General features: G+C 58.5%; 21 protein-coding genes. 17 read left to right on the top strand and 4 right to left on the bottom strand.

Annotation, left to right across the window (positions count from 1 at the left end):
* Positions 1-845: RNA-guided endonuclease InsQ/TnpB family protein (locus B2X55_RS00005; RefSeq protein ID WP_286820350.1), on the top strand; the 845-nt coding region annotated here is incomplete at its 5' end.
* A gap of 104 nt (positions 846-949) precedes the next feature.
* Entirely contained in the window at positions 950-1,594 is a 645-nt protein-coding gene (locus B2X55_RS00010) for an HAD family hydrolase (protein ID WP_286820352.1), read from the top strand.
* An 83-nt stretch (positions 1,595-1,677) separates the two neighbouring features.
* Here B2X55_RS00010 and B2X55_RS00015 read toward each other — a convergent pair whose 3' ends face one another.
* Positions 1,678-1,950, bottom strand: a complete 273-nt coding sequence (locus B2X55_RS00015) for a hypothetical protein (protein WP_226867978.1) — start codon at positions 1,948-1,950, stop codon at positions 1,678-1,680.
* 257 nt (positions 1,951-2,207) lie between these two features.
* On the opposite strand from B2X55_RS00015, the gene B2X55_RS00020 reads away from it, so the two are divergent.
* From B2X55_RS00020 to B2X55_RS00040, 5 genes are all read left to right on the top strand, one after another.
* The gene (locus B2X55_RS00020) at positions 2,208-3,335 is read left to right on the top strand and encodes an aldose epimerase family protein (protein ID WP_286820353.1); all 1,128 of its coding nucleotides are present in this window, start codon (positions 2,208-2,210) and stop codon (positions 3,333-3,335) included.
* Between the two features lie 36 nt (positions 3,336-3,371).
* The gene (locus tag B2X55_RS00025; protein WP_286820354.1) at positions 3,372-4,457 is read left to right on the top strand and encodes an iron-containing alcohol dehydrogenase family protein; all 1,086 of its coding nucleotides are present in this window, start codon (positions 3,372-3,374) and stop codon (positions 4,455-4,457) included.
* Positions 4,458-4,467: 10 nt separating this feature from the next.
* Positions 4,468-5,664 (top strand): ADP-forming succinate--CoA ligase subunit beta, encoded by a 1,197-nt coding sequence (sucC, locus tag B2X55_RS00030; protein WP_286820355.1) that lies wholly within the window; start codon positions 4,468-4,470, stop codon positions 5,662-5,664.
* A gap of 12 nt (positions 5,665-5,676) precedes the next feature.
* On the top strand, positions 5,677-6,582 hold the full coding sequence (sucD, locus tag B2X55_RS00035; RefSeq protein WP_286820356.1) for a succinate--CoA ligase subunit alpha: 906 nt from the start codon (positions 5,677-5,679) through the stop codon (positions 6,580-6,582).
* 231 nt (positions 6,583-6,813) lie between these two features.
* The gene (locus B2X55_RS00040; RefSeq protein WP_286820358.1) at positions 6,814-7,374 is read left to right on the top strand and encodes an HD domain-containing protein; all 561 of its coding nucleotides are present in this window, start codon (positions 6,814-6,816) and stop codon (positions 7,372-7,374) included.
* 89 nt (positions 7,375-7,463) lie between these two features.
* Here B2X55_RS00040 and cobT read toward each other — a convergent pair whose 3' ends face one another.
* Complete coding sequence (gene cobT / locus B2X55_RS00045; RefSeq protein ID WP_286820360.1) at positions 7,464-9,419, bottom strand: nicotinate-nucleotide--dimethylbenzimidazole phosphoribosyltransferase; 1,956 nt, start codon at positions 9,417-9,419, stop codon at positions 7,464-7,466.
* A complete protein-coding gene (locus B2X55_RS00050; protein ID WP_286820362.1) occupies positions 9,416-11,617 on the bottom strand; it encodes a Tex family protein in 2,202 nt (733 codons plus the stop codon). The genes cobT and B2X55_RS00050 overlap by 4 nt, the downstream gene beginning before the upstream one ends.
* Positions 11,618-11,799: 182 nt before the next feature.
* On the opposite strand from B2X55_RS00050, the gene B2X55_RS00055 reads away from it, so the two are divergent.
* From B2X55_RS00055 to B2X55_RS00080, 6 genes are all read left to right on the top strand, one after another.
* Positions 11,800-12,555: an MBL fold metallo-hydrolase gene (locus tag B2X55_RS00055; RefSeq protein ID WP_286820364.1), complete on the top strand. Its 756-nt coding sequence runs from the start codon at positions 11,800-11,802 to the stop codon at positions 12,553-12,555.
* A 52-nt stretch (positions 12,556-12,607) separates the two neighbouring features.
* Entirely contained in the window at positions 12,608-13,729 is a 1,122-nt protein-coding gene (locus B2X55_RS00060; protein ID WP_286820365.1) for a S1C family serine protease, read from the top strand.
* Between the two features lies 1 nt (position 13,730).
* Positions 13,731-14,210, top strand: a complete 480-nt coding sequence (gene rlmH, locus B2X55_RS00065) for a 23S rRNA (pseudouridine(1915)-N(3))-methyltransferase RlmH (protein WP_286820366.1) — start codon at positions 13,731-13,733, stop codon at positions 14,208-14,210.
* A gap of 14 nt (positions 14,211-14,224) precedes the next feature.
* Positions 14,225-15,310, top strand: coding sequence for a 5-bromo-4-chloroindolyl phosphate hydrolysis family protein (locus B2X55_RS00070; RefSeq protein WP_286820367.1), 1,086 nt, complete (start codon positions 14,225-14,227; stop codon positions 15,308-15,310).
* 5 nt (positions 15,311-15,315) lie between these two features.
* A complete protein-coding gene (locus tag B2X55_RS00075) occupies positions 15,316-16,494 on the top strand; it encodes a toxic anion resistance protein (RefSeq protein ID WP_286820368.1) in 1,179 nt (392 codons plus the stop codon).
* Positions 16,495-16,627: 133 nt separating this feature from the next.
* Positions 16,628-18,562, top strand: a complete 1,935-nt coding sequence (locus B2X55_RS00080; RefSeq protein WP_414683469.1) for a penicillin-binding protein — start codon at positions 16,628-16,630, stop codon at positions 18,560-18,562.
* Positions 18,563-18,638: 76 nt separating this feature from the next.
* Here B2X55_RS00080 and B2X55_RS00085 read toward each other — a convergent pair whose 3' ends face one another.
* On the bottom strand, positions 18,639-19,517 hold the full coding sequence (locus B2X55_RS00085; RefSeq protein WP_286820371.1) for a helix-turn-helix transcriptional regulator: 879 nt from the start codon (positions 19,515-19,517) through the stop codon (positions 18,639-18,641).
* 260 nt (positions 19,518-19,777) lie between these two features.
* Between B2X55_RS00085 and B2X55_RS00090 the strand changes: the two genes are divergently transcribed.
* Genes B2X55_RS00090 through B2X55_RS00105 form a run of 4 tightly spaced genes read left to right on the top strand, consistent with a single transcriptional unit; the run spans position 19,778 to position 24,215 of the window.
* The gene (locus tag B2X55_RS00090; RefSeq protein ID WP_286820372.1) at positions 19,778-21,571 is read left to right on the top strand and encodes an L-fucose isomerase; all 1,794 of its coding nucleotides are present in this window, start codon (positions 19,778-19,780) and stop codon (positions 21,569-21,571) included.
* 38 nt (positions 21,572-21,609) lie between these two features.
* Positions 21,610-23,085, top strand: coding sequence for a rhamnulokinase (locus B2X55_RS00095; RefSeq protein WP_286820374.1), 1,476 nt, complete (start codon positions 21,610-21,612; stop codon positions 23,083-23,085).
* On the top strand, positions 23,079-23,519 hold the full coding sequence (locus B2X55_RS00100) for an RbsD/FucU family protein (RefSeq protein WP_286820375.1): 441 nt from the start codon (positions 23,079-23,081) through the stop codon (positions 23,517-23,519). The genes B2X55_RS00095 and B2X55_RS00100 overlap by 7 nt, the downstream gene beginning before the upstream one ends.
* 12 nt (positions 23,520-23,531) lie before the next feature.
* Complete coding sequence (locus B2X55_RS00105; protein WP_278822614.1) at positions 23,532-24,215, top strand: class II aldolase/adducin family protein; 684 nt, start codon at positions 23,532-23,534, stop codon at positions 24,213-24,215.
* Positions 24,216-24,310 lie beyond the last annotated feature (95 nt).

Consider the following 24,310-nt stretch of genomic DNA (forward strand, 5'->3'; position numbering starts at 1 on the left):
TTCCAAGAGTCTTTCAAGGATTCACGGTAAAGGCCATCTTCTCTAGTCAGCCCGATGCTGTGTTCAAGCAGGCACGCATCATCCCGCATGGCGGGGAAATCGATCTGGAACTCGTCTATGAGATTCCAGAGGTCGAGGAGAAAGCGGACAATGGAAGATACGCTGCCATCGACATTGGCGTCAACAATCTCGCGGCACTGGCCTGGAACACAGGCGAGCGACCTGTCCTGCTCAAGGGGACGCCGCTCAAGTCGGTCAACCAGTACTACAACAAGCAGATGGCCAAGCGCAGAAGCATCTGTGAGCGGATGAATGGACGCCATTCATCTAAGCGAATCGCGCGGCTCACAGTGAAGCGGGACCGCAAGGTCGAGGATTACCTGCACAAAGCGAGTCGCAAGGTCATTGACTTGTGCGCGGGGCAGGACGTGTCGGTACTGGTCATCGGCAAGAACAAGGGCTGGAAACAGGAAGCGAACCTCGGCCACAAGCTCAACCAGAGCTTTGTGCAGCTGCCTTTCGCCCGCTTCATCCAGATGCTCCAGTACAAGGCCGAGTCAATCGGCATGAAGGTTGTGCTGACTGAGGAGAGCTATACGAGTGGCACTTCCTTCTTGGATGACGAGGCACCGGTCAAAGCCTGCTATGACAAATCGCGCCGTGTTCATCGCGGCCTGTTCAGGACAAGTGATGGCCGGAAAATCAATGCCGATGTCAATGGTGCCTACCAGATCATGCGAAAAGTATTCCCGAATGTGAACGCAGACGGGATAGAGGGTGTAGCGTTACGCCCAGCTGTAGTAACTCTTTCGATGAGCGCTCGCCGCGGCTCCGACTGTGCCTGATGCGAGAAAGAGTGAACAGCGAAATTTATTAAAAATACGAATATCATTATTTGGTGTTTATAATAAATATAACGTAATGGATGGAGAGACAACAGCAAGGGGGAATGAACTTGAAGCCGGCAGCATTTATCTTTGACATGGATGGCGTCATCATCGACAGCGAGCCCATTCATTCGCGTGTGAAGATGGATACATTCCATCACTTCGGCCTGCCGTTTGAGGAGGCGGACCTCATCCACTACATGGGCAGGACGAGCAATGAGATTTTTGGCGAGGTCATCGCGAAGGAAGGCCGCCATGATCTTCAGGTAGAGGATCTCGTGCGCTACAAGCACGAACACTATCTCGAGGTGCTGCAGAGCGGCACGATCGAGCCGATTGAAGGCGCTGTAGAGCTTATCCGCCATCTCTATGACGAGGGCATCCCTCTGGCATTGGCGACATCATCGTGGGAGCGCGTCATGGATACAGTGCTCGATGCGTTCAAGATACGGCCGTACTTCCAGTCGGTCCTCTCGGGCAGTACACTGCCGAAGAGCAAGCCGGATCCGGCCATCTACCTCCTGAGCGCTGAGCGCCTCGGCGTGGTGCCCAAGGACTGCTTCGTCCTCGAGGACACGGCGGCCGGTGTGCTCGCCGCAAAGCGCGCGGGCATGCACTGCATCGGCTTCCGCAGCCCCCACTCTGGGGAGCAGGACCTCTCCCTGGCCGATACCATCGTCAATCACCTCAGTGAGGTCCCTGTATAAGATTGCAACAAAAAAGCGTCACTTCCATGTGGGAGTGACGCTTTTTGCGTTCCGGACCGAGCGGTCCTGATGCGATGAAGTGCTCAGACAATCGGAAAGGAAAGGATCGTGCCGTACTGGATGTACGAGCTGGCATCCGTCGGGTTGCCGTTCAGGATGGCATCGCGGATGGCCGGGATGTCCTCTTCTTTGGCATGGATGCGCCCGGAAGCGAGCTCCTCTTCAATCTTGGCAAAGAGAGCCTTGCGGGAGACCTTCAGATCGCGGAAAATCTCTTTGTTGTAGAATACATTCATGGATTTCTGGCTCTTCTCCTCATCGCAGTTGAAGAAGATAAAGGCGTTCTTCTCTTTCATCGTGATTCCCCCTCAAAAAGTATAAGATAGCGGCAATCCCCTCGCATAAATGCGGGATTGCATGACAGCATAATTATAGCATACTTGAGGAAATTTGTTTAATTCGAACGAGATAAAAGGAACGAAGTCCCATAAAATGGTTTGGTGCGAACAGGAATTTGACAAAAAGATGCAGAAATAGTAAAGTAGAGTCGTATGAAATTGTCCGAAATCATTATCAATTCGGCGATATCAATTTATTTCGGGAGGTATGCTTCATGGCTACAATCAAAAAGGAATCGTTTGGCAAGCTGAGCGATGGCAGAGAGGTCGAGCTCTACACGCTGTGCAATACAAAGGGGACGGAAGTCAAGGTCACGACGTACGGGGCAAGGCTCGTGGCATGGAGTGCCTTCGGGAAGGATCACGAGCGCACGGATATCGTGCTCGGCTACGCGGACGGCGCATCCTATGAGAAGGATGATACGAGCATGGGCGGCCTCGTCGGCCGCCATGCCAACCGCATTGCCAGCGGCAAGGTGACGATTGACGGCAAGACGTATCAGCTCGACCTCAATACGGGCTCGCACGACCAGAACCACATCCACGGCGGCTTCCAAGGCTTCCATCAGAAACTCTGGACGGCGGAGGAGACGGATCAGGGCGTGAAGTTCACCTATCACGCAGCCGATGGTGAGGGCGGCTACCCCGGCAATATGACGGTACACGTGCTCTACTCGCTGTCGAACGACAATGAGCTCTCGATCCGCTACGAGGCCGTCTCGGATGCCGACACGGTCTGCAATCTCACGAACCACGCTTACTTCAACCTCAACGGCTTCGCTTCGGGCCCGGTGCTCAACCAGAAAATCCAGATCTTTGCCGACAAGTACACCTGGGCCGATGCAGAATCCCTGCCGGACGGCCGCATCCTCGATGTCGCCGGCACGCCGATGGACCTGCGCCAGCCGACGCGCATCGGCGAACACATCGACGATGATTTCGATGAGCTCGTCATGGGCAAGGGCTACGACCACAACTGGGTCATCCGCGACGAGAAGCCGGTCGTCGAGATGAAGACGGGCATGTTCGGCTCCGATCCGAGCTGCCCGATCGACTATGTAGGCGGCGGCCTCAAGAAGGCGGCTTATGCGGAGTCGGACCAGTCGGGCTTCACGCTGACCTGCTACACGACGCAGCCGGGTGTCCAGTTCTACACGGGCAACTTCTTGAACGGTGGCCTGCCGGGCAAGGATGGCGTCGAGTTCCAGCGCCGCACGGGCTTCTGCCTCGAGACGCAGTACTTCCCGAATGCCTTTGCCAATCCGAACTTCCCGCAGCCGATCCTCAAGAAGGGCGATACGTGGAAGGCACAGACGGTCTACGTTCTCGGCCAGAAGGACTGAGCGTTGAGCAACTCATCCCGGGAAGGGGGAATAGAGATGAATGATCGCTACACGATGATTTTTCCAGATTACACGATCGGCGTCGAGGCGTATGAGAAGATCCGCGAGATCTGCCCGCGCTACGGCAAGAGTGTTGTCGTCATCGGCGGCCGCCGCGGCATCGAGGCGGCTCAGGAGAAGATGGTGCGCGCCGTCGAGGGCGTGGGCCTTGAGTTCACGGGCTTCATCCATGCTGGTGGGCAGAGTTCGCTTGCGAACATCGAGCGCATCAGCGAGGATTCGGCCGTTGAGGAGGCCGATATGATCTTCGCCGTGGGCGGCGGCAAGGCCATCGACACGGCCAAGGCCGTGGCGCACCGCCAGCACAAGCCGTACTTCACGTTCCCGACGGTCGCCGGTAGCTGCGCGGCAGCGGCCAGCATCGCGACGATCTACACAGAGGACGGCAAGTTCCAGAATTACCTGTATTCGAACATCCCACCAATCCACGTATTCCTTTGCAGCCGCATCATGGCACAGGCACCCGTCGAGTACCTGCTGCGCGGCATCGTCGATACGATGGCCAAGTACTACGAGGCGTCGATTGCCTCGCGCGGCCGCAAGCTCCAGCACCGCGACGGCATGGGCATCGCACTCTCGCGCATGTGCGTGGACCCGCTCTACGCGTACGGCGAACAGGCCGTGGCAGATAACCGCCGCCATGTCGTCAGCCCCGCGTTTGAAGAGGTCATCCTTTCCATCGTCATGACGAGTGGCCTCGTCTCGAATTTCGCCGCACCGGAATTCAACGGTCACATCGCGCACCAGCTCTTCGTGGAGCTCTCGGACCTGCCGACTTCGGAGCAGTGCCGCCAGCACGGCGGCCTCGTCGCCTACGGCATCCTGCTCCTGCTGCTCTGTGACGGGCAGGAAGAGGAGTTCCGGCGTTTCTACGCCTTCTGCCAGAGCATCGGACTGCCGACCAGCCGCAAGGCGACAGGTGCGAGCGAGACGGAAATCCAGCGCGTCTTCCGCGCGACCGAGAAGAAGCAGGATGTGCGCATCATGCCTTACAAGGTCACGCAGGACATGCTGCATGAAGCAGCCGAGAAACTCGAGGCGTATCACAGCGAACAGGAATAGGAGATAGCATATGAATATCCACGAATACCAGAGCAAGGCTATCCTGCGCTCGTACGGCGTCAATGTCCCTGAGGGCAAGCCGGCGTTCTCTGTTGAGGAGGCCGTGGAGAATGCGAGAGAGCTCGGCACGGATGTCGTCGTCGTCAAGGCGCAGATCCATGCGGGCGGCCGCGGCAAGGCGGGCGGCGTCAAGGTTGTCCACTCGCTTGAAGCCGTCGAGAAAGCGGCGGAGGAGCTCCTCGGCAAGGTCCTCGTCACGCATCAGACGGGCCCTGCCGGCAAGCGCGTCAACCGCCTGCTCATCGAGGCCGGAGCGGCCATCAAGAGGGAATACTATCTCTCTTTCGTCATCGACCGCCAGACGGCGCGCATCGTCATGATGGGCTCGGAGGAGGGCGGCATGGAGATCGAGAAGGTCGCCGCTGAGATGCCGGACAAGATCCTCAAGGAGTACATCGACCCGGCCGTCGGACTGCTGCCGTTCCAGGCGAGCCGCATGGCCTACGGGATGCACTTCCCGCACGATGCCGTTCGCAAGGTCACGAAGCTCATGATGAACCTCTACCGGGCCTTTGTCGGCAAGGACTGCAGCCTCGCGGAGATCAATCCGCTCGTTGTCACCGAAGATGACGATGTCATGGCACTCGACGCCAAGCTCAACTTCGACGACAGTGCGCTCTTCCGCCATCCGGACATCGAAGAGCTGCGCGATGAGACGGAGGAGGACCCGAAGGAGCGCCGCGCGGCCAAGGCCGGCCTCAATTACGTCAACCTCGGCGGCGACGTCGCCTGCATGGTCAATGGCGCGGGCCTGGCGATGGCCACGGTCGACATCATCAAGTACTATGGCGGCGAGCCGGCGAACTTCCTCGATGTCGGCGGCGACTCGACGCCGGAGAAGATCGCGGAGGCCTTCCGCATCATGCTCGACGGCGGCCAGGCCAAGGGTATCTTCGTCAATATCTTCGGCGGCATCAACAAGTGCGACCTCGTCGCGGAGGGCATTGTCGACGCGGCCAAGATGATCTCTGAGGACGGCCGTTCCCTGCCGGTCCCCGTCGTCGTGCGCCTCGAGGGCACGAATGTGGAGCGCGGCCGCGAGATCCTCCAGGATACGCCGATCGCCAACGTCATCATGGCCCCGACGATGGAGGGCGGCGCCGAAACGATTGTCCGGCTCGTCCGAGAAGCCGACGAGAGAGCATGAGGAGGTCGCAAGATGGGAATCTTAGTTCATAAAGACACAAAGGTCATCGTTCAGGGCATCACGGGCAAGGCAGCGGCGTTCCACACGCAGCAGATGCTCGACTACGGCACGAAGATCGTGGGCGGCGTGACGCCGGGCAAGGGCGGCCAGGTCGCCTGTGGCGTGCCCGTCTTCAATACGGTGCGCGAGGCCGTCGAGGCGACGGGGGCCACGGCCTCTGTCATCTATGTGCCGGCACGCTTTGCGGCGGACTCCATCATGGAGGCCGTCGATGCCGACCTCGAAGTCGTCGTCTGCATCTCAGAGCACATCCCTGTCCAGGACATGATCAAAGTGCGCCGCTACATGGAAGGTCACAGGACGCAGCTCATCGGGCCGAACTGCCCGGGCATCCTGACGGCCGATGAGTGCAAGCTCGGCATCATCCCGGGCTACATCCACCGCAAGGGCCATGTCGGCGTCATTTCCCGCTCGGGCACGCTGACGTATGAGGCAACGTTCCAGCTAACGGCCGCTGGCATCGGCCAGACAACGGCCATCGGCATCGGCGGTGACCCCGTCAAGGGCACGGACTTCATCGATGCGCTGAAGCTCTTCAAGGAAGATCCCGAGACGCTCGCTGTACTCATGATTGGCGAGATTGGCGGCACGGCCGAGGAAGACGCGGCAAAGTGGATCGCACAGAACATGCCGGATAAGCCGGTTGCGGCCTTCATCGCCGGCCGTCAGGCGCCTCCGGGCAAGCGCATGGGTCATGCCGGTGCCATCATCTCAGGCGGCAAGGGCACGGCTGCCGACAAGATCGAGGCACTCCACGCGGTCGGCATCGATGTGGCCGACACGGTCGCCCACATCGGTGAGACGGTCGTCAAGACACTCAAGGAGCACGGCCTGTACGATAAGTGCCATACGTGCTGACTGTATCGGATGAAGAGAGGGGATTTCAGCCCCTCTTTTTTGTTCCACAAGGTTATCCACAGCATCTGGGGAGCAGCAACGATGCATATTGCGCATGGTAACGATTTATCCACAGTATCCACAGGAAAGTCTGTGCACAATGTGGATAAGTCGGGCGGGCGAAATGGTTGCATGTTCGCGGACAGATGGTTACAATAGGAAGTACAGCAACTTACAGATGGAGGTTTTCTCATGAGCGAATTGACACTGGAACAGGCAAGACAGATATTGGCAAAGCACACGACGGAGGCGCATCTCTTCACGCATGCGGCGGCGGTCAGCGCTGCCATGGGCGCGATGGCAGACCACTTCAGCGCCGACAAGGAGCACTGGGAGGCCGTCGGTTATCTCCACGATGTCGACTACGAGAAGTACCCGGATGAGCACTGCCTGCACGTCCGCGAGCTCCTGGAGCCGGAGGGCGTGCCTGAAGAGGACATCCGCGCCATCATCTCGCATGGCTACGGCATCACGACGCAGGAAGTGAAGCCGGAGACGGACATGGAGAAGAGCCTCTTTGCGGTCGATGAGCTTACGGGCATCGTGCAGGCCTACGCGCTCATGCGCCCCGAAGGCCTCGATGGCATGGCGGTCAAGAGCCTTAAGAAGAAATTCAAGGACAAGCGCTTCGCCGCGAAGTGCAGCCGTGACATCATCAAGCAGGGCTTCGAGATGCTCGGCATGGAGGCAGGCGAGGTCATGCAGTGCTGCATCGACGGCATGCAGGCACATAAAGAAGAGCTGGGCTTCTGAAGATACGGTCCTATACAAGAAAAGCTATGGCGGTGCAGATGCACGAGGCCATAGCTTTTCTTGTATCTGGATTCTCTTGATGAAGGGGCTCAGCGGTGCTGGCGCTTGGCGCCGGGGCCGTCGCTCGCGGTCGAGACATTGACTTCGTCGAAGGTCTTCATCTCGTTGAGCATGAAGAGTGAGGCCCTGACAATCTGGAGGCCGCAGGCGGCTGTCAGGCCCGGCAGCTGCGCGCCGATGCCGGTGAGTGGGGGCTCGACGGGCAGCAGGAAACTGCGCAGCTCGGGCACAATCTTCGCGGCGTAGCGCGCGACAATCTGCACGGCCTCGCTGTCGAGCACGATCATGGCGCCGTTGTGGGCGGCAGCGATCATCGCGCCGAGCAGCGAAGAGACGATGCCCTGATAGCGCGGGGGAACATGGCCGAGGAAGTCGTCGCCTCTGAAGCGCAGCGCGCCGCTTTCGGTCAGCAGCGCTTGGCGCAGGGCGCTGCTCATCGCGCCGCAAGGCTCGCCCTCGCCGTCGGTGGCCGAGAGGGCGATGACCTCGTTCATGACGGCATAGCGCTCGCCCTCCTCGCGTCCGAAGTCAAAGGCGGCCGCTGCGCGCTTGCCCGGGGACAGCTGGGCGATGGCGAGACGCGCGCCGATCAGGTCTGCCTGCGCGGCCATCGTCTCTTCCATAGCGGGCGGCACAGAGTCCTGCGCTGTGAAGCAGATCATGGCCATGCGGCTCGTCTCGATATCAGGGCGCTCATTGCCCGAGCAGCCGGCCAGCTCTGCGGCAATCTGCTCGAGGCAGCCGAGGCTGTCAACTGGCTTCGTCAGGTTGTCGATGCGCAGCTTGCAGGATTCCATGGCTTCCCTGTCGGGCGTGGGCATCGTCGTGAGGTAGAAGTCAAAGGTCTTGTCGGTCAGCTTCACTTCTTCTTCGCGCATCTCGCAGTGGTCGCTGGCAGGGCTGTCAGTGCCTGACTTCTCTCGGAGAAGCGCCTGCCAGCTGGCGATCATGCCCTCGAGGATGTTGCTCGCGATGGAGGAGCCGATGGCCTCGCCGAGGCGCAGGTCGAGGTGAAGGATGGGTTGGAGCCCGAGCGATTCGAGCATGAAGCGGTGGGACTTCTCGGAGCCGAGGTGTGAGGCCATCGTGTAGGCGATGGAGGCCGGAGCGAGCTTCTGGGCGAGCAGGGCGGCCGCGCCGCAGTTGGCGCCGTCTAATATGACGAGCTTTCGGTGGAGCGCTGCGCCGAGGATGAGGCCGGCCATGCAGCCGAACTCGAAGCCGCCGACCTTGGCGAGGATGTCGATGGCGTCGTCTGGGTCGGGCCGATTGACCTGCAGGGCGCGGCGCACGACCTCGACTTTCTTCTGGAGGCGCGCGTCGGAGATATTCGTGCCGCGGCCCGTGACTTCCTCGGGCGATTCCTGGCAGCAGACAGCGGCGATTGCGGCGCTCGCCGTCGTGTTGGCGATGCCCATCTCGCCGGGCAGGAACCAGTCGAAGCCCTGCTCGGCCAGGGACTTCGCGATGACCAGGCCGACCTTGATGGAGTCAGCGGCCTGCTCACGCGTCATGGCGGGGCCTTTGGCCATGTTTCTCGTGCCGCTGGCGATGCGCGTCAGGAAGAGGCCCGGCAGGTCGCCCGTGTCGGCGGCGATGCCCATGTCGTCGATGAGGAGGTGGGCGCCGGCGTAGGCGGCAAAGGCGTTGGCCGCACCGCCCTGGCGCACTGTGTAGTTGCGAATCATCTCGAGCGTCGTCTCCTGCGGGTAGGCGCTGACGCCCTCCGCCGCGACGCCGTGGTCGGCGCAGCAGATGACGACGGCCTTGCGCGGCGGCTTAGGGTCTATCGTGCCGCTGATGTCGAGCCAGCGCAGGAAGAGGGGCGCGAGCTGGCCGAGGTCCTCTGCCGTAGCTCCCATGCTCGCGAGGTACGCATCGAGGAGCGGGCGCGCCTCGCGCGAGATCGCATGGCCCGGGGCCTCTATCCGGGTCAGGACATCTTCGAGGGAGAGGCCGGCGAGGCGGTCTTGCAACAGATTCATACGCTCGCCTCCTGTGGCACCTGCTTGAGGGAGAGGCCGATGCGGCCGCGCTTCTCGTCGACGCTGATGACCATGACGCGCAGGACCTGGCCGATGGAGACGACTTCGAGCGGGTGCTTGACGCGCCGCTTCGAGAGCTCAGAGATGTGGATGAGGCCGTCGTCGTGCAGGCCGATGTCGACGAAGGCACCGAAGTCCGTGATGTTGCGGACGGTGCCGCGCAGGATGGTGCCCGGCTTGAGGTCGGAGAGCTTGACGATGGCCTGGCGCGTCAGCGGGGCCGGCAGGTCGGCGCGCGGGTCGCGCCCTGGGCTCGCGAGGGCGTCGAGGATGTCGTGGACCGTCGGCAGGCCGGCCTGAAGAGATGCGGCGAGCTCGCGCTCGCGGCGCTCATCTAAGAGGCGGCGCTTGGCTTTCATGATGGTGAGCTTATCGGGATCGTTGAGATCCTTGAGCGCAAAGCCGAGCTTCTGCAGGATTTTCTCGGCAAGCGCGTACGACTCGGGATGGACGGGCGTGTTGTCGAGCGGCGACTTGCCGCCGTGGATGCGCAGGAAGCCTGCGCACTGTGTGAAGGCCGCCGGACCGAGGCGCGGGACTTTCAAGAGCTCGCGCCGGCTCGTGAAGACGCCGTGCTCGTTGCGGTAGGCGATGATGTTCTTGGCTGTTGTTGCATTGATGCCGGCGATGTGGCGCAGCAGGGCGGCAGAGGCCGTGTTGAGGTCGACGCCGACGTGGTTGACGGCCGCCTCGATCGTCGCGTCGAGCGTGCTCGCGAGTTCCTTCTGGTTGACGTCGTGCTGGTACTGGCCGACACCGATGGCCTGCGGGTCGATCTTGACGAGCTCGGCCAGCGGGTCTTGCACGCGGCGCGCGATGGAGACGGCGCCGCGGATGACGACGTCGTACTCGGGCAGTTCTTCCTTGGCGAGCTTGGAGGCCGAGTAGACAGAGGCGCCGGCCTCGTTGGTGATGAGGTAGTGGACATCCCTGAGCTTGTTGTCGCGGATGAGCGCGGCGGCGAACTGCTCCGTCTCGTACGAGGCCGTGCCGTTGCCGATCGAGAGCAGGGTCACGCCGTTCTCCTTGATGGAGCGCAGGACTGTCTCGGCAGCCGCCTTGCGCGCGCGGTCGCTCTGCGTGATCTGCAGGACGCCGTAGTCGAGCACGCGGCCTGTCGGATCGACGACAGCCATCTTGCAGCCGTTGCGGTAGCCGGGATCTAGGCCCATGACCGTGTGCCCGGCGAGCGGCGCCTGCAGCAGCAGTTGGCGCAGGTTGACGCCGAAGAGGTGGATGGCGTGCTTCTCGGCCTTCTCCGTCAGCTCTGCGCGGATCTCGCGTGTCAGGGAAGGAAGCAGCAGGCGCTTGTAGCCGTCCTCAATGGCGAGCTGCAGGTGCTCCGACCAGATGGACTTCGGGCGGTGCAGCTGGCGCTCGATGCGCTGGCAGTTCGCCTCGTGGTCTGTCAGCAGCGTGACCTTGAGGCAGCCGAGCTTTTCGCCGCGGTTGATGGCGAGGATGCGGTGCGGCGGCAGGCGGTGGACAGGCTCCTCGTACGACTCGTACATGTGGAAGATCTGGCAGCTCTCCTCAGGGGCGTCTTTGGCAAGCTCCGTCTGCAGGCTGCCCGTCCGCGCGATGTGCTCGCGCATGGACTGGCGGACCTTTGCCTCCTCCATGACGGTCTCTGCGACGATGTCCCGCGCGCCCTGCAGGGCGTCCTCGGCAGTTTTGACACCCTTGTCTTCCCCGCAGAAGGTGGCCGCAATCGCCTCCGGACTGCCCTGCTGGTCGCTGGCGAGCAGCATGCGGTTCGCCAGTGGCTCGAGGCCGCGTTCGCGGGCAATCTGCGCGCGCGTGCGCTTCTTCTGCTTGTAGGGCAGGTAGAGGTCTTCGAGTTCCTGCAGCTTGCGCGTCTTCTCGATGGACTGGCGCAGCTCGTCTGTCAGCTTGCCCTGCTCCTCAATCTTGGCAAGGACTTCTTCCTGGCGCTTGACGAGGCCGCGCAGGTAGGCGAGGCGCTCTTCGAGCTCGCGCAGCTGCTCGTCCTCGAGCGACCCCGTCGCCTCCTTGCGGTAGCGCGCGATGAACGGCACGGTATTGCCCTCGTCGAGCAGCTTGGCCGCCGCCTCGACCTGGTGCGTCTGTGCCTTGAGCTCAGACGCAATCAGCGGATATATGTCTTTTTCCAGCATGGAAACACCTCTTTCTCTAGGTTCCAGAATCAGTATAATCCAGTATAACACACTTGCTCTGCATCGGCAGGCAGTAGTCTCCCATTGCTACCCTTTCTATCCGTGATAGTGTATAATAAGAATTGGCCTGCTAGCGATTGCAGGCCGTTTACAGGATTTTGATCTAAGATAGGGGAAGAGACATGCAGGTATCGGTACTCGCCAGCGGCAGCAGGGGCAATGCCGTCTATGTGGAAATGGACGGCGTGCGTCTCCTGATCGACGCGGGCATCAGCGCGACGCGCATCAAGAAGGGGCTGGCGGCAGAAGGTGTTGACGCCTCCACGCTCGACGGTGTGCTCATCACGCACGAGCACCGCGATCACATCGCGGGCCTCGTGACGCTCTCGAAGTGGTATGAGCTGCCGATTTTCACGCGGCGCGCGACCATCGAGCACATGAGCTGCCGCAGCGCCATCCCCGCCGAGCGCTTCCACGCCATCGAGGGAGCCTTTCGCATCGGGGATTTGACGATTGCCCCGTTCAACATCCCGCACGATGCGGCGGACCCGGTGGGCTACCGCATCACGGGCTCCTCGCGCTGCACGCTCGCGACGGACCTCGGCTTCGTGACCGCGAGTGTGCAGGAGGCCATCGACGGGGCCGACGTGCTCGTCCTCGAGGCCAATCACGACCCCGAGGTGCTCAAGCACGGCGACTACCCGTGGCCGCTCAAGCGGCGCATCCTGTCGAACCGCGGCCACCTGGCCAACGCCGATGCCGCCTGGGCGCTCGTACGCATGAAGAAGCGCCCTGCGCACGTCTTTCTCGCCCATCTCTCGGAGAAGAACAACACGCCGGAGCTTGCAGAGAACACGGTGGAGGAAATCCTGCACCGCCAGGGCCTCGATATCCCCATCTGCATGACGGCGCAGGACAGGACCGTCCGCCTTCACTGAGGCATCATCATAGATCGCATATTGCACAACATGGTAACGGAGGAATCTCAAAATGAAGAGCATTGTTTCGAAACTTGGCCATCAGAACCATAAACGCATCGCCCTGCTCGTAGCCGCGGCATTTGCCGCTTCGGCCATCTCGTTTGCCGGCAGCTCGGCCGTCTCGAGCGCTGCCGAGCAGTCTGCCGCCCAGACCGCCGCGCAGGCTGCGACGGAGAACATCTCGAGCGCGCGCAACACGCCTGCCGTGCGCGCGGCCAAGATGGTCGGCCCGGCTGTCGTCGGCATCACCAACAAGGCCGTTGCCCGCGACTGGTTCGACAATCCCGTCGAGACGGAGGGCGTCGGCTCGGGCGTCATCTTCAAGAGCGACGGTTACATCGTCACCAACAACCACGTCATCAACGGCGCCAAGGAGCTCATCGTCTCGCTGTCTGACGGCCGCACGATGCGCGGCAAGGTCATCGGCGCCGATGAGGTCACGGACCTTGCCGTTGTCAAGATTGACGCCAAGGACCTGCCGACGGCTGAATTCGCCGACTCCGACCAGATCGTCGTCGGCGAGCCCGCCATCGCCATCGGCAACCCGATGGGCCTCGAGTTCAAGGGCAGCGTGACGAGCGGCGTGGTCAGCGCGCTCAACCGCACGCTTGACAACAGTGACAGCCGCGTCAAGCTGCTGCAGACGGATGCGGCCATCAACCCCGGCAATTCGGGCGGTGCTCTCGTCAACGCCGACGGTGAGGTCATCGGCATCAACAGCGTCAAGCTCGCGGCCAGCGGCGTCGAGGGCATGGGCTTTGCCATCCCAAGCAATACGGTCCAGTCCGTCATCAAGGAGCTCATGGACAAGGGCTACGTCGCGCGCCCGTATCTCGGCGTCTCGGTCTTTGACCCCGAGACGGCAGCCCGCTTCGGCTACTCGCTCGACATCGATAAGGGCGTCTATATCTTCAAGCTCGTGCTCGGCGGCCCGAGTGACAAGGCAGGGCTGCAGCGCGGCGACATCATCCTCAAGGCAGACGGCGAGGAGGTCAACAGCGTCTCGGACCTGCGCGCCAAGGTCAGTGCCCACAAGGTTGGCGACACCATCACGCTGACAATCGACCGCAACGACCATGAGCGCACGGTCGACGTCACGCTCGACGAGATGCCGCAGGATAAGAAGAGATAACATGAAGATAACGATTGTCTGCGCCGGCAAGATCAAGGAGAAGTATTTGAGTGTCGGCATCGCAGAGTTCCTCAAGCGGCTCAAGCCATATGCACAGGTGGAGATCCGCGAGATACACGAGGAGAAGATGCCAGAGGATCCGTCGCCTGCGGAGAAGGAGCAGGTGCTCGCGCGAGAGGGCGAGAAGCTTCTGAAGCTCGTGCCGGGCGGCAGCTACCTCTATGTGCTCGACGTCTACGGCGCGCTCAAGTCCTCCGAGCAGCTCGCCGAGGAAATCAATGCGCTCGGCCTGCGCGGCAGGAGCAGCATCACCTTCCTGATCGGCGGGGCCTTCGGTCTCTCGAAGGAAGTGCGCGCAAAAGCTGACGTGCGCATCAGTTTCTCCCCGATGACCTTCACGCACCAGATGGTGCGCCTGCTGCTCGTCGAGCAGATCTACCGCGCGTTCAAGATCAACCGCGGTGAGAAGTACCACTGGTGAAAGGCGGTGACAGTATGAAAGGCTTTTTGTGGTTCTGGAGCGCCGTGTTCTTCTTGTTCGGCTGCGGCAGCATCGACTATCTGCTCAAGAATCCGGACTACGTTTTCCTGCCGGCCGGCATGACGGCCATCTCTCTCGTCCTCTGCGTCTACTTCGGCTACAAGGCGAAGACGTACAGCGGTCAGGCCATTGACCGCCACCACAAGCTCGAGCTCAAGGAGTATTCAGAGGACGAGGCACAGCTCATCGAGACGAGTTGGCAGAAGGCCGTGGGCGACTACGCGCGCGTCGATGCGGCGCGCAGGACGATACGCGACGGCGAGCTGCGCGAACAGCTCGCCGTGATGCAGCAGGTCGCTGCGAACTTGCTCGACTACCTCGAGAAGCACCCGAAGGCCATTCCGGCTGCCCGCCGCTTCATCGACACGTACCAGGACAGGGCGGCGCGACTCGCCGAGGAGTACCGCGAGCTCGAGAAGACGGGCCTCGATACGGAGCAGGTCGCCGAGACGCGCGAGAACATCAAAGATACGCTCGCTTCCTTCGACGAAGCGTATGAGAAGGAATTCGAGCGCGTCCTCAGCGACAAGCTACTCGACATGGACGCCGAGCTTTCCGTCCTGCGGAAGACGATGGCCGCTGACGGCATCGAGAACCTGCCAAGTCATGAGGAGAAGAAGACGGCGGCATCAGTGCAGGAGAATGAGATGGAGAAGACGACCGTCCTCGCGGATGTGCGCCGCTTCTTCGACAAGCAGGAGCCAGTCGTGCACAAGGGAACGGGCCTCCAGAACCGCGGCGGCCGCAAGCATCCGCGCCGCCGCGCCTTCCGCGCGGCCAGCACGTTCCACGTCACGATGCCGGAAGAACTGCGCGGCAGCGTCCTCAAGGACAAGCTCATCATGAGCGCGCTCGCCATCTTCGGCGGCTGCATCGGCGCCCACAAGTTCTATCAGGGCAAGACGAAGTGGGGTATCCTCTACCTGCTCTTCTGGTGGACGGCCATCCCCGGCATCGTCGGCTTCTTCGAGGGCATGCGCTATCTCTTCATGTCGATGGATGATTTCTATGATATGTACTACCAAGGCAACAGGCGGTGATTTTTATGGCAAAGGATATTGATCTTTCGGATCTCATGACGCGCCATCAGGCAGAGCAGGGCACCACGACGAAGGCCATCGTGCCGGAGAAAGTCGAGCGCGAGGTCGAGGCGGCTGTGGATGCGCTCTCACCGGAGGAACTGGAGAAAGTCGAGCAGATCAAGGACAGCATCGACATGACCGACTCCGAGGCCCTCTTGACGTACGGCGCGCCCGCACAGAAGAAGATCGCGGCGTTCTCCGACAGCGTCCTCGCGCAGGTGCGCACGAAGGACAGCGGCGAGGTCGGCCAATTGCTCGGCAGTCTCGTGACAGAGGTCAAGGAGTACGACGAGAAGAGCCAGGGCGGCTTCCTGCGCAAGGTGCCGATTCTCGGCAGCCTCGTCAATAAGACGGACAACATCAAGCAGGGCTACGAGAAGCTCTCGGTGCAGGTCGAGCGCATCGCCGGCGCGCTCGAGCAGTCGCGCCTCAAGATGATGAAGGATGTCGTGCTCTTCGACCGCCTCTACGACGAGAACTTTGCCTACTTCAAGGAGCTGCAGCTCTACATCCGGGCCGGTGAGGAGAAGCTCGAGGAGATGCGCACGGAGACGCTGCCGAAGCTCCACGCGCAGGCAGCCGCGGCCAACGACCCGATGGCCGTGCAGGTCGTCGCGGACTTCGAGGCGGGCGTCAACCGCTTCGAGAAGAAGCTGCACGACCTCAAGATCAGCAAGACGATCGCCATCCAGACGGCACCGCAGATCCGCCTGATCCAGAACAACGACAAGGCGCTGATCGACCGCGTGCAAACAGCCATCTACTCGACAATCCCGCTCTGGAAGAACCAGCTCGTCATCGCGCTCGGCCTCTCGGCCCAGCAGAAAGTCCTGCGCATGCAGCAGGCCGTCAACAACACGACGAACGAGCTCCTGAAGCGCAATGCAGAGTTGCTCAAGCAGAATTCCATCGAAACGGCGAAGGAAAACGAGCGCAGCATTGTCGATGTCGAGACGGTGCGCGAAGTCAACGAGAAGCTCATCCAGACGATCGAGGACACGGTGCGCATCCAGCAGGAAGGACGCGCCAAGCGCCAGGCTGCCGAGAAAGAGCTCGCCTCCATCGAAGACCGTCTGCGCGAGACACTCTTACGCCACAGCGGCAGGAGTGGTCAGAGTGAAGCTGGTCAGGCGAAGCCGTGAAAAATGTGGTACAATACAGGGATGAGAAAAAACGAGAGGCGGATTGCCATCAGGCGGTGATCCCGGCTAGTTGGAGTGAACGAATGAGATGAAGATGGATAGACGTGTTTGGCTGCAGAAGCACATCCTGGCGATGGTGTACGTGATGGGCATCCTTTTTGGTGTCATGGTGCTGCGTTACGCCTGGCTGCAGCTCGTAGCGGGAGATGAGCTGTCGGAGCGCATGCGCAGCCAGGTCGGGTACGACCTGGCCATACAGTCCCCGCGCGGCACGATCACCGACCGCAATGGCCGCGAGATGGCCGTGAGCCTCATGACGAAGTCGCTGTACATCGACCCGAATCACGTCTCGGATCCCGATGCACTTGCCTCGGACCTCGCGCCGCTCATCAACATGCCCGAGCAGGAGATCCTCGATGATATCTCGGCAGGCGGCGGCTTCGTCTGGGTCAAGCGGCGCATGGAGCACGACGAGTACGAGGCTGTGCGCAAGATGGTCCGCGAGAAGTCGTACACGGACTGCGTCGGCTTCCGCGACGAGGCCAAGCGCTACTACCCCAACGACATCCTCGGGGCCAACGTCCTCGGCTTTGTCGGCACGGACGACAAGGGACTCGACGGCATCGAGCAGGGCCTCGACGGTCTGCTGAAGGGAGAGGTCAAGGAGAAGTACCTGACGACGGACCGCCAGAACAGGCCGATCCTCGACTCGATCTTCTCGAGCCAGCGCCAGTACAAGGGCGAGTACTGCAAGAACGTCGAGCTCACGCTCGATGCCGGCATCCAGTTCATCGTCGAGCAGGAGCTTGACCGCGCGATGGCTGAGAACAATCCGCAGGCCATCACCTGCGTCGTCATGAACCCGAAGACGGGCGAGGTCCTCGCGATGGCCTCGCGTCCGTCGTACAACCCGAACAGCTTCTACGACTACTCGCCAGAGGTCTGGAAGAACCGCGCCGTCTCCTTCATCTACGAGCCGGGTTCGACCTTCAAGTCGGTCGTCGCCGCGGCCGCCCTGCAGGAGAAAGTCGTCTCGCCGAACCAGGTCTTCGTCGACCCGGGCTACGTCATGGTTTCGGGCCGCCGCATCCAGAACTGGAGCGGCACGAGCTTCGGCACCGTCACCTTCACCGACGTCGTCAAGCAGTCGCTCAACACGGGCTTTGCCCAGGTCGGCCTGCGCCTCGGCGCACAGAAGCTCACGGATTACGCAAAGCTCTTTGGCTTTGGCTCGCCGACGGGCATCGAGCTGCCGGGCGAGGAGGGCGGCCTGCTCTTCAACCCGGATGACATGCGCGACTCGGACGTCGCGACGATGGCCATCGGCCAGAGTATCGCTGTGACGCCGCTGCAGCTCGTGACGGCCATGTCGGCCATCGCCAACGACGGCGTGCTCTTAAAGCCGCACATCGTCAAGACCATCACGAATGTCGACGGCTCCATCTACGAGGAGAAGGGCACGACAGAGGTGCGCCGCACGATTGAGTCGGCCACCGACAAGACGCTCGTCGGACTGCTCGAGCAGGTCGTCGCGAGCGGCGGCGGCAAGAAGGCAGCCGTCAAGGGCTACCGCATCGCCGGCAAGACGGGCACGGCCCAGAAGATACGCCCCGACGGCTCCGGCTACATGGAAGGCCACTACATCGCCTCGTTCTGCGGCTTCGCTCCCGTCGAGGACCCGCAGCTCACCGTGCTCGTCATGATCGACGACCCCGGCACGGGCAATTACTACGGCGGCCAGATCGCCGCGCCGGTGGCCAGCCGCATCTTCACGCAGCTCTTCCGCTACCTGCACATCGAGCCGTCGAGCGACCCGTTCGCCGGCATGGAGTCGAAGGCGAAGCCCTCGGCTAAGACGCAGAAGTCGTATTCCGGCACCGTGCCCGACGGCAAGGTCGTCGTGCCCGACTTCTCCGGCAAGAGCATGCGCGAAGCCGCCCAGCTCGCCGCCGACCGCGGTCTGAACTGCGACCCCGACGGCTCCGGCTACGCCGTCAGCCAGAGCATCGCTCCGAATACACTGGTCGACAAGGGGACAACCGTGACCGTGCAGTTCAAGTCACAATGACGATGACAGTGTAATATGAGAACATCTTACTGATGAGTGAGGACCACATATCCTGGGATATGTGGTCCTCACTGTTTTATTTGCTGTGCGATTTTATGAGCTGCTTGTACTTGAGTGGAGAAGTCTTTTTATAGCGCTGAAAGAGTTTGATAAAATAGCTTACATCGTTAAACCCGCAAGAGAGCGCGATATCCGTAACGGAATCATTGGTATGCGCAAGCTTGAGGCAGGCCATCTCAACACGATAGCGATTGAGATAATCAATAGGAGAGTGATGTGTGATTTTCTGGAAGAAGCGGCAGAAATAGTTAGGGGATAAATTGGCAGCATTTGCGAGGTCAGCAAGCGTCAACGGTTGCTGATATTTAGAGTCAATAAGATTGAAAGTTTGTTTGAGCTGAGTAATACGCTTACGCTTATGCTCCCGCAGAGCCAGAGGGTCTGCTTGATGATAGAGACCATGCCGTCTGATGAGCCCGAGGAATGAGTAGAGGAGTCCGGTAACGACCAATTCATATCCTGGATATTCTTCTTCCATGCTACGGAAGAGGAATTGCATGATTTTGGGGATATCTGGAGTGGTCGAAGGGATGTATTTGCTGATCAGTGTGATGTGCTTGAGAATGTCATCAATCTGGTCTTGGAACGAATGACTGCCAGTGAGCATTTTTTTCATATCAAAGACAATGCAGTCATAGATAGTATCAGAAGATTCTGGGCGACCCCCATGAACGATGCCATCGCGGATGAAGACGATATCGTCTGCATGAGCATGAATCTGTGTCTCATTCAGGGAAAGAGTCAGTGTTCCTTGTATGACCAAATCAATCTCGTACTCCATGTGCCAGTGATATGGCATGTAGAAACGTGGATGGTGGCAATCGACATGGTGGAATTCGATAGGGAAGTCAAATCGCCCGCGTTGACGAAATTCATTATATCCATCGTGCTGCATAAAATAGGTGGCTCCTTTCTCATAAAGATAATATTGTTATAAAAAAAGCTATTATTGTACTATGTGAGTAAAAATCCGTTTTTATTTTACTATTTTGTAATTTTGGGGGAATAATTTTTTAGAATATAAAAAATACACAAAAGATAATATTATCTTATTATACCATAAGATAAAACAAGAATGAAGTGCTTCCTAATGATATACTTAACGTGTAATCAAGATAAAGAAATCTTCAGATAATGGATTGGGAGGAAGCAGATATGGCAAAGAGCAGATTGATTGGTGATTATCCAGTAATTGGTATCCGTCCGACAATTGATGGGCGTCGTGGCGTACTCAATGTACGTGGCTCATTAGAGGAGCAGACCATGGGTATGGCTCAGGCTGCCAAGAAATTGTTCGAGGAGAACCTTTGCTATACAAACGGTGAGCCGGTGAAGGTTATCATTGCCAATACCACTATTGGCCGTGTGGCGGAAGCAGCGGCTTGCGCAGATCAGTTCAAAAAGGCTGGTGTTGATATCACGCTGACTGTTACACCGTGCTGGTGCTACGGATCGGAAACGATGGATATGGATCCGATGACAATCAAGGGCATTTGGGGCTTTAATGGCACAGAACGTCCAGGTGCCGTCTATCTGGCTTCGGTGCTCGCTAGCCATGCACAAAAGGGGTTGCCTGCATTTGGTATTTACGGACACGACGTTCAGGAAGCTGATGCAACGGAGATCCCCGAGGATGTTAAGGAAAAGCTTCTTCGCTTTGGCCGTGCTGCGGTAGCAGCAGCGACGATGCGAGGTAAATCTTACTTGCAGATTGGCTCCATCACGATGGGCATCGGAGGATCTATCATCAACCCGGAATTTTTTGAGGAATACCTTGGCATGCGTATTGAATCGGTTGATGAGGTTGAAATCATCCGCCGCATGACAGAAGGCATTTATGACCAGAAAGAGTATGAGAAGGCTCTGGCTTGGACGAAAAAGCATTGTAAGGAAGGTTTCGACAAGAACCCAGACTTTGCGCGCAAGACGGATGAGCAGAAGAAAGAAGCTTGGGAATTTGTCGTCAAGATGATGTGCATCATGAAAGATCTCTACAACGGCAATCCAAACCTGCCAAAGGGCTGTGAGGAAGAGGCTGTTGGCCATAATGCAATTGCTGGTGGTTTCCAGGGGCAGCGTCAGTGGACGGATTTCTATCCCAATGGTGATTTTGCTGAAGCACTCATGAACTCGTCGTTTGACTGGGAAGGCGCACGTGAAAGCTATATTCTGGCAACGGAGAACGATACGCTTAATGGTGTGGCGATGCTCTTCAACAAGCTCTTGACAAATCGCGCACAGATTTTTGCTGATGTCCGGACGTATTGGAGCCCTGAAGCTGTTAAGAAGGCAACAGGCTATGAACTCGAAGGCAAGGCTAAAGAAGGCAAGGGATTCCTGCATCTCATCAATTCCGGTGCAGCTTGCCTTGATGCCTGTGGTGAAGTCAAGGACGGCGATGGCAATTCGGTCATCAAGCCGTTCTGGGAAATGACGGAGAGCGATCAGAAGGCATGCTTGGATGCCACTGAGTGGTGTCCCGCAGACAATGGCTATTTCCGTGGTGGTGGCTTCTCGTCTCGTTACCTGACTCGCGGCGAAATGCCCGCCACAATGGTTCGCGTTAATATCGTCAAGGGTGTTGGACCTGTCCTGCAGCTTGTAGAGGGCTATACGGTCAATCTGCCGGATGAAGTATCGGATAAAATCTGGAAACGCACGGATTACACCTGGCCGTGCACGTGGTTCACGCCACGACTCACGGGTAAGGGCGCTTTTAAGTCGGCGTATGATGTCATGAATAATTGGGGTGCTAACCACGGTGCCATCACGTACGGGCATATCGGTGCTGACCTAATCACGCTCTGCTCAATCCTGCGCATCCCCGTTTGCATGCACAATGTGCCGGAGGAGGAAATTTTCCGCCCGGCAGCCTGGAATGCATTTGGCATGGATAAAGAAGGACAGGATTATCGCGCATGCAAGGCATATGGCCCGATGTATAAGTGATGAGCCTCGGATATGAATTGTAAGTTGGAGGAGATAAGATGACCGAAGAAAAACGCGTACTCGCCTTTGACTTCGGTGCTTCCAGTGGCAGGGCGGTTGTCGGTACATTCGATGGCCGCACCATCCACATGGAAGAGGTACACCGTTTTGCCAATGATCCCGTCATGGTTCGCGGCACGATGTATTGGGATGTCTTGCGTTTGTTTCATGAAATCAAGCAAGGCATGACAAAGGCTCACTTATCTGGACCGATTGCAAGTATCGGTATTGATACCTGGGGTGTGGATTTTGGCTTGCTGGATAAACGTGGGAATTTGCTTGAGAATCCCGTTCATTATCGGGACCAGCGTACTGCTGGCATGGTAGAGAAGGCATTTCTCCATATCTCGCGAGAAGAACTCTATGGAATTACCGGCAATCAGATTATGCCAATCAATACCCTGTTCCAGATGCTTTCGCTGAAGGAGCAGCGTCCAGAGATCCTGGAGCGGGCGGAGACATTGCTGTTCATGCCAGATCTCCTGAATTACTTTCTGTCTGGCGTATGCAGAGCAGAATATTCGATTGCCTCGACAAGCCAGATGCTCGATGCCAGGCAAAAATGCTGGTCAAAGCAGCTCCTAGAATCCCTGGCTTTGCCAGATCATATCTTGCCTGAGATCATCCCGACGGGAACACGCATCGGAACGCTTGATACAGCACTTTGCAAGGAACTTGGCCTTGGCCCAGCTGAAGTCATCGCTGTGGCCGGACACGATACGCAGAGTGCCATGGCGGCTGTGCCGACAGAGCAGCAGGAATTTCTGTTTCTTTCTTGTGGCACATGGTCCCTGCTCGGCACAGAACTTGCTGAGCCTGTCATCAATGAAGCATCTGAGCGGGCCAACATCACAAATGAAGGAGGCTATGGCGGCAAGGCATCGTTCCTCAAGAATATCATTGGTTTATGGTTGATCCAGGAATGTCGTCGTCAATGGATGCGAGAAGGACATGAGTATTCTTTCGGGGAACTCGAGCAAATGGCTAGGGTTGCTGAACCCTTTCAATCCTTCATTCATCCCGATGCGCCAGAATTCGTGCCGAGCGGTAATATGCCGGAACAGATTCGTGACTACTGCCGCAGGACAAGTCAGCCTGTACCGGAGTCCATTGGTGCCATTGTCCGCTGCATCGATGAGAGCCTGGCCATGCGTTATCATCAGGCGGCCATGGAACTGGAAAGGTGCTTAGACCGCACGTATTCGTGCTTGCATATGATTGGCGGCGGAATTCAGAGCCGGTTGCTTTGCCAGATGACGGCAGATGCTTGCGGTAAGAAAATCTTGGCTGGCCCCGTCGAGGCTACGGTGCTTGGCAATATTGCCATGCAACTGCTTTCGGCAGGTGATATCAGGAATTTGCGCGATGCACGGCGAATCATCAGGGATTCCGAGTCTATCCAGACGTATCGGCCAAAAGAATCTGAACGTTGGCAGGAAGAATATCAGAGATGGGAGGCAGTCACATCATGTTAAAGGGTATCCCCCATATTTTATCGCCGGAATTACTCAAGGTGCTATGCGAGATGGGCCACAGCGATCGTATTGTCATTGGCGATGGCAATTTCCCTGCGGAATCGGTCGGTAAAAATTGCAAGGTTGTACGCTGTGATGGTCATGGTGTGCCAGAACTCTTAGATGCTATCTTGCAGGTCATGCCACTCGATGCCTATGTCGAAAAACCTGTCAGTCTCATGGAAGTCATGAAAGGTGATCCTGTCAAGACCCCGATATGGGATACGTATAAGGACATCATAGCAAATCATGACCTACGTGGTGCTGAAGCTGTGGGGACAATCGAGAGGTTTGCGTTTTACAAAGAGGCCAGTACGGCATATGCCATTGTGACAACGGGTGAGAGTGCCGTCTATGCAAATGTCATGCTACAAAAGGGTGTCGTACAGGATTGAGGAGGAAATTACGTGAGTTACGAAGATATCAAAGCAGAAATCTGTGATGTTTGCCATAAAATGTGGCAGCTTGGCTGGGTAGCAGCAAATGATGGCAATGTGACAGTCAAGTTGGAGGATGGGACATTTCTTGCTACGCCGACAGGAATCAGCAAGAGCTTCATCACACCGGAAAAGCTCGTGCGGATTGATGCGGAAGGCAAGGTGCTCGAGGCCAAGGAGGGCTATCGTCCATCTTCCGAGATCAAGATGCACATGCGCTGCTACAAGGATCGTGATGATGTCGGCGCCGTGCTGCACGCGCATCCGCCCACGGCTACGGGCTTTGCCGTGGCGCATATTCCACTCGATCGTTACGATATGATTGAGACGGTCGTTTCATTGGGGTCTATCCCGATTACGCCGTATGGTACGCCGTCTACTTATGAGGTACCAGAAGCCATTGCTCCATATATCCAGAATCATGATGCTGTGCTGTTGGAAAATCACGGTGCGCTGACGATGGGGGCTGACCTCATCAGTGCGTATTACAAAATGGAGACAGTCGAGCTCTTTGCGAAGATTAATCTCGTAGCGTACCAGCTCGGGGGACCGAAGGAGATATCGAAAGATAATATCGATAAGCTGATCAAGCTCCGCAGTTATTACGGAGTAACGGGGCGCCATCCTGGATATCGCCATTATGCCAAAGATTGAAGGAGCATAATCAGGACTAGATGGGAATGTGAAATTGAAGAGATAGCGATAGAGCAAATCAAGAAAATGATTGCCTGAATCTCAGGCAGTCATTT

It is taken from the genome of Mitsuokella sp. UBA4253, from assembly GCF_002395285.1.
Taxonomy (GTDB): Bacteria; Bacillota; Negativicutes; order Selenomonadales; family Selenomonadaceae; genus Mitsuokella; species Mitsuokella jalaludinii.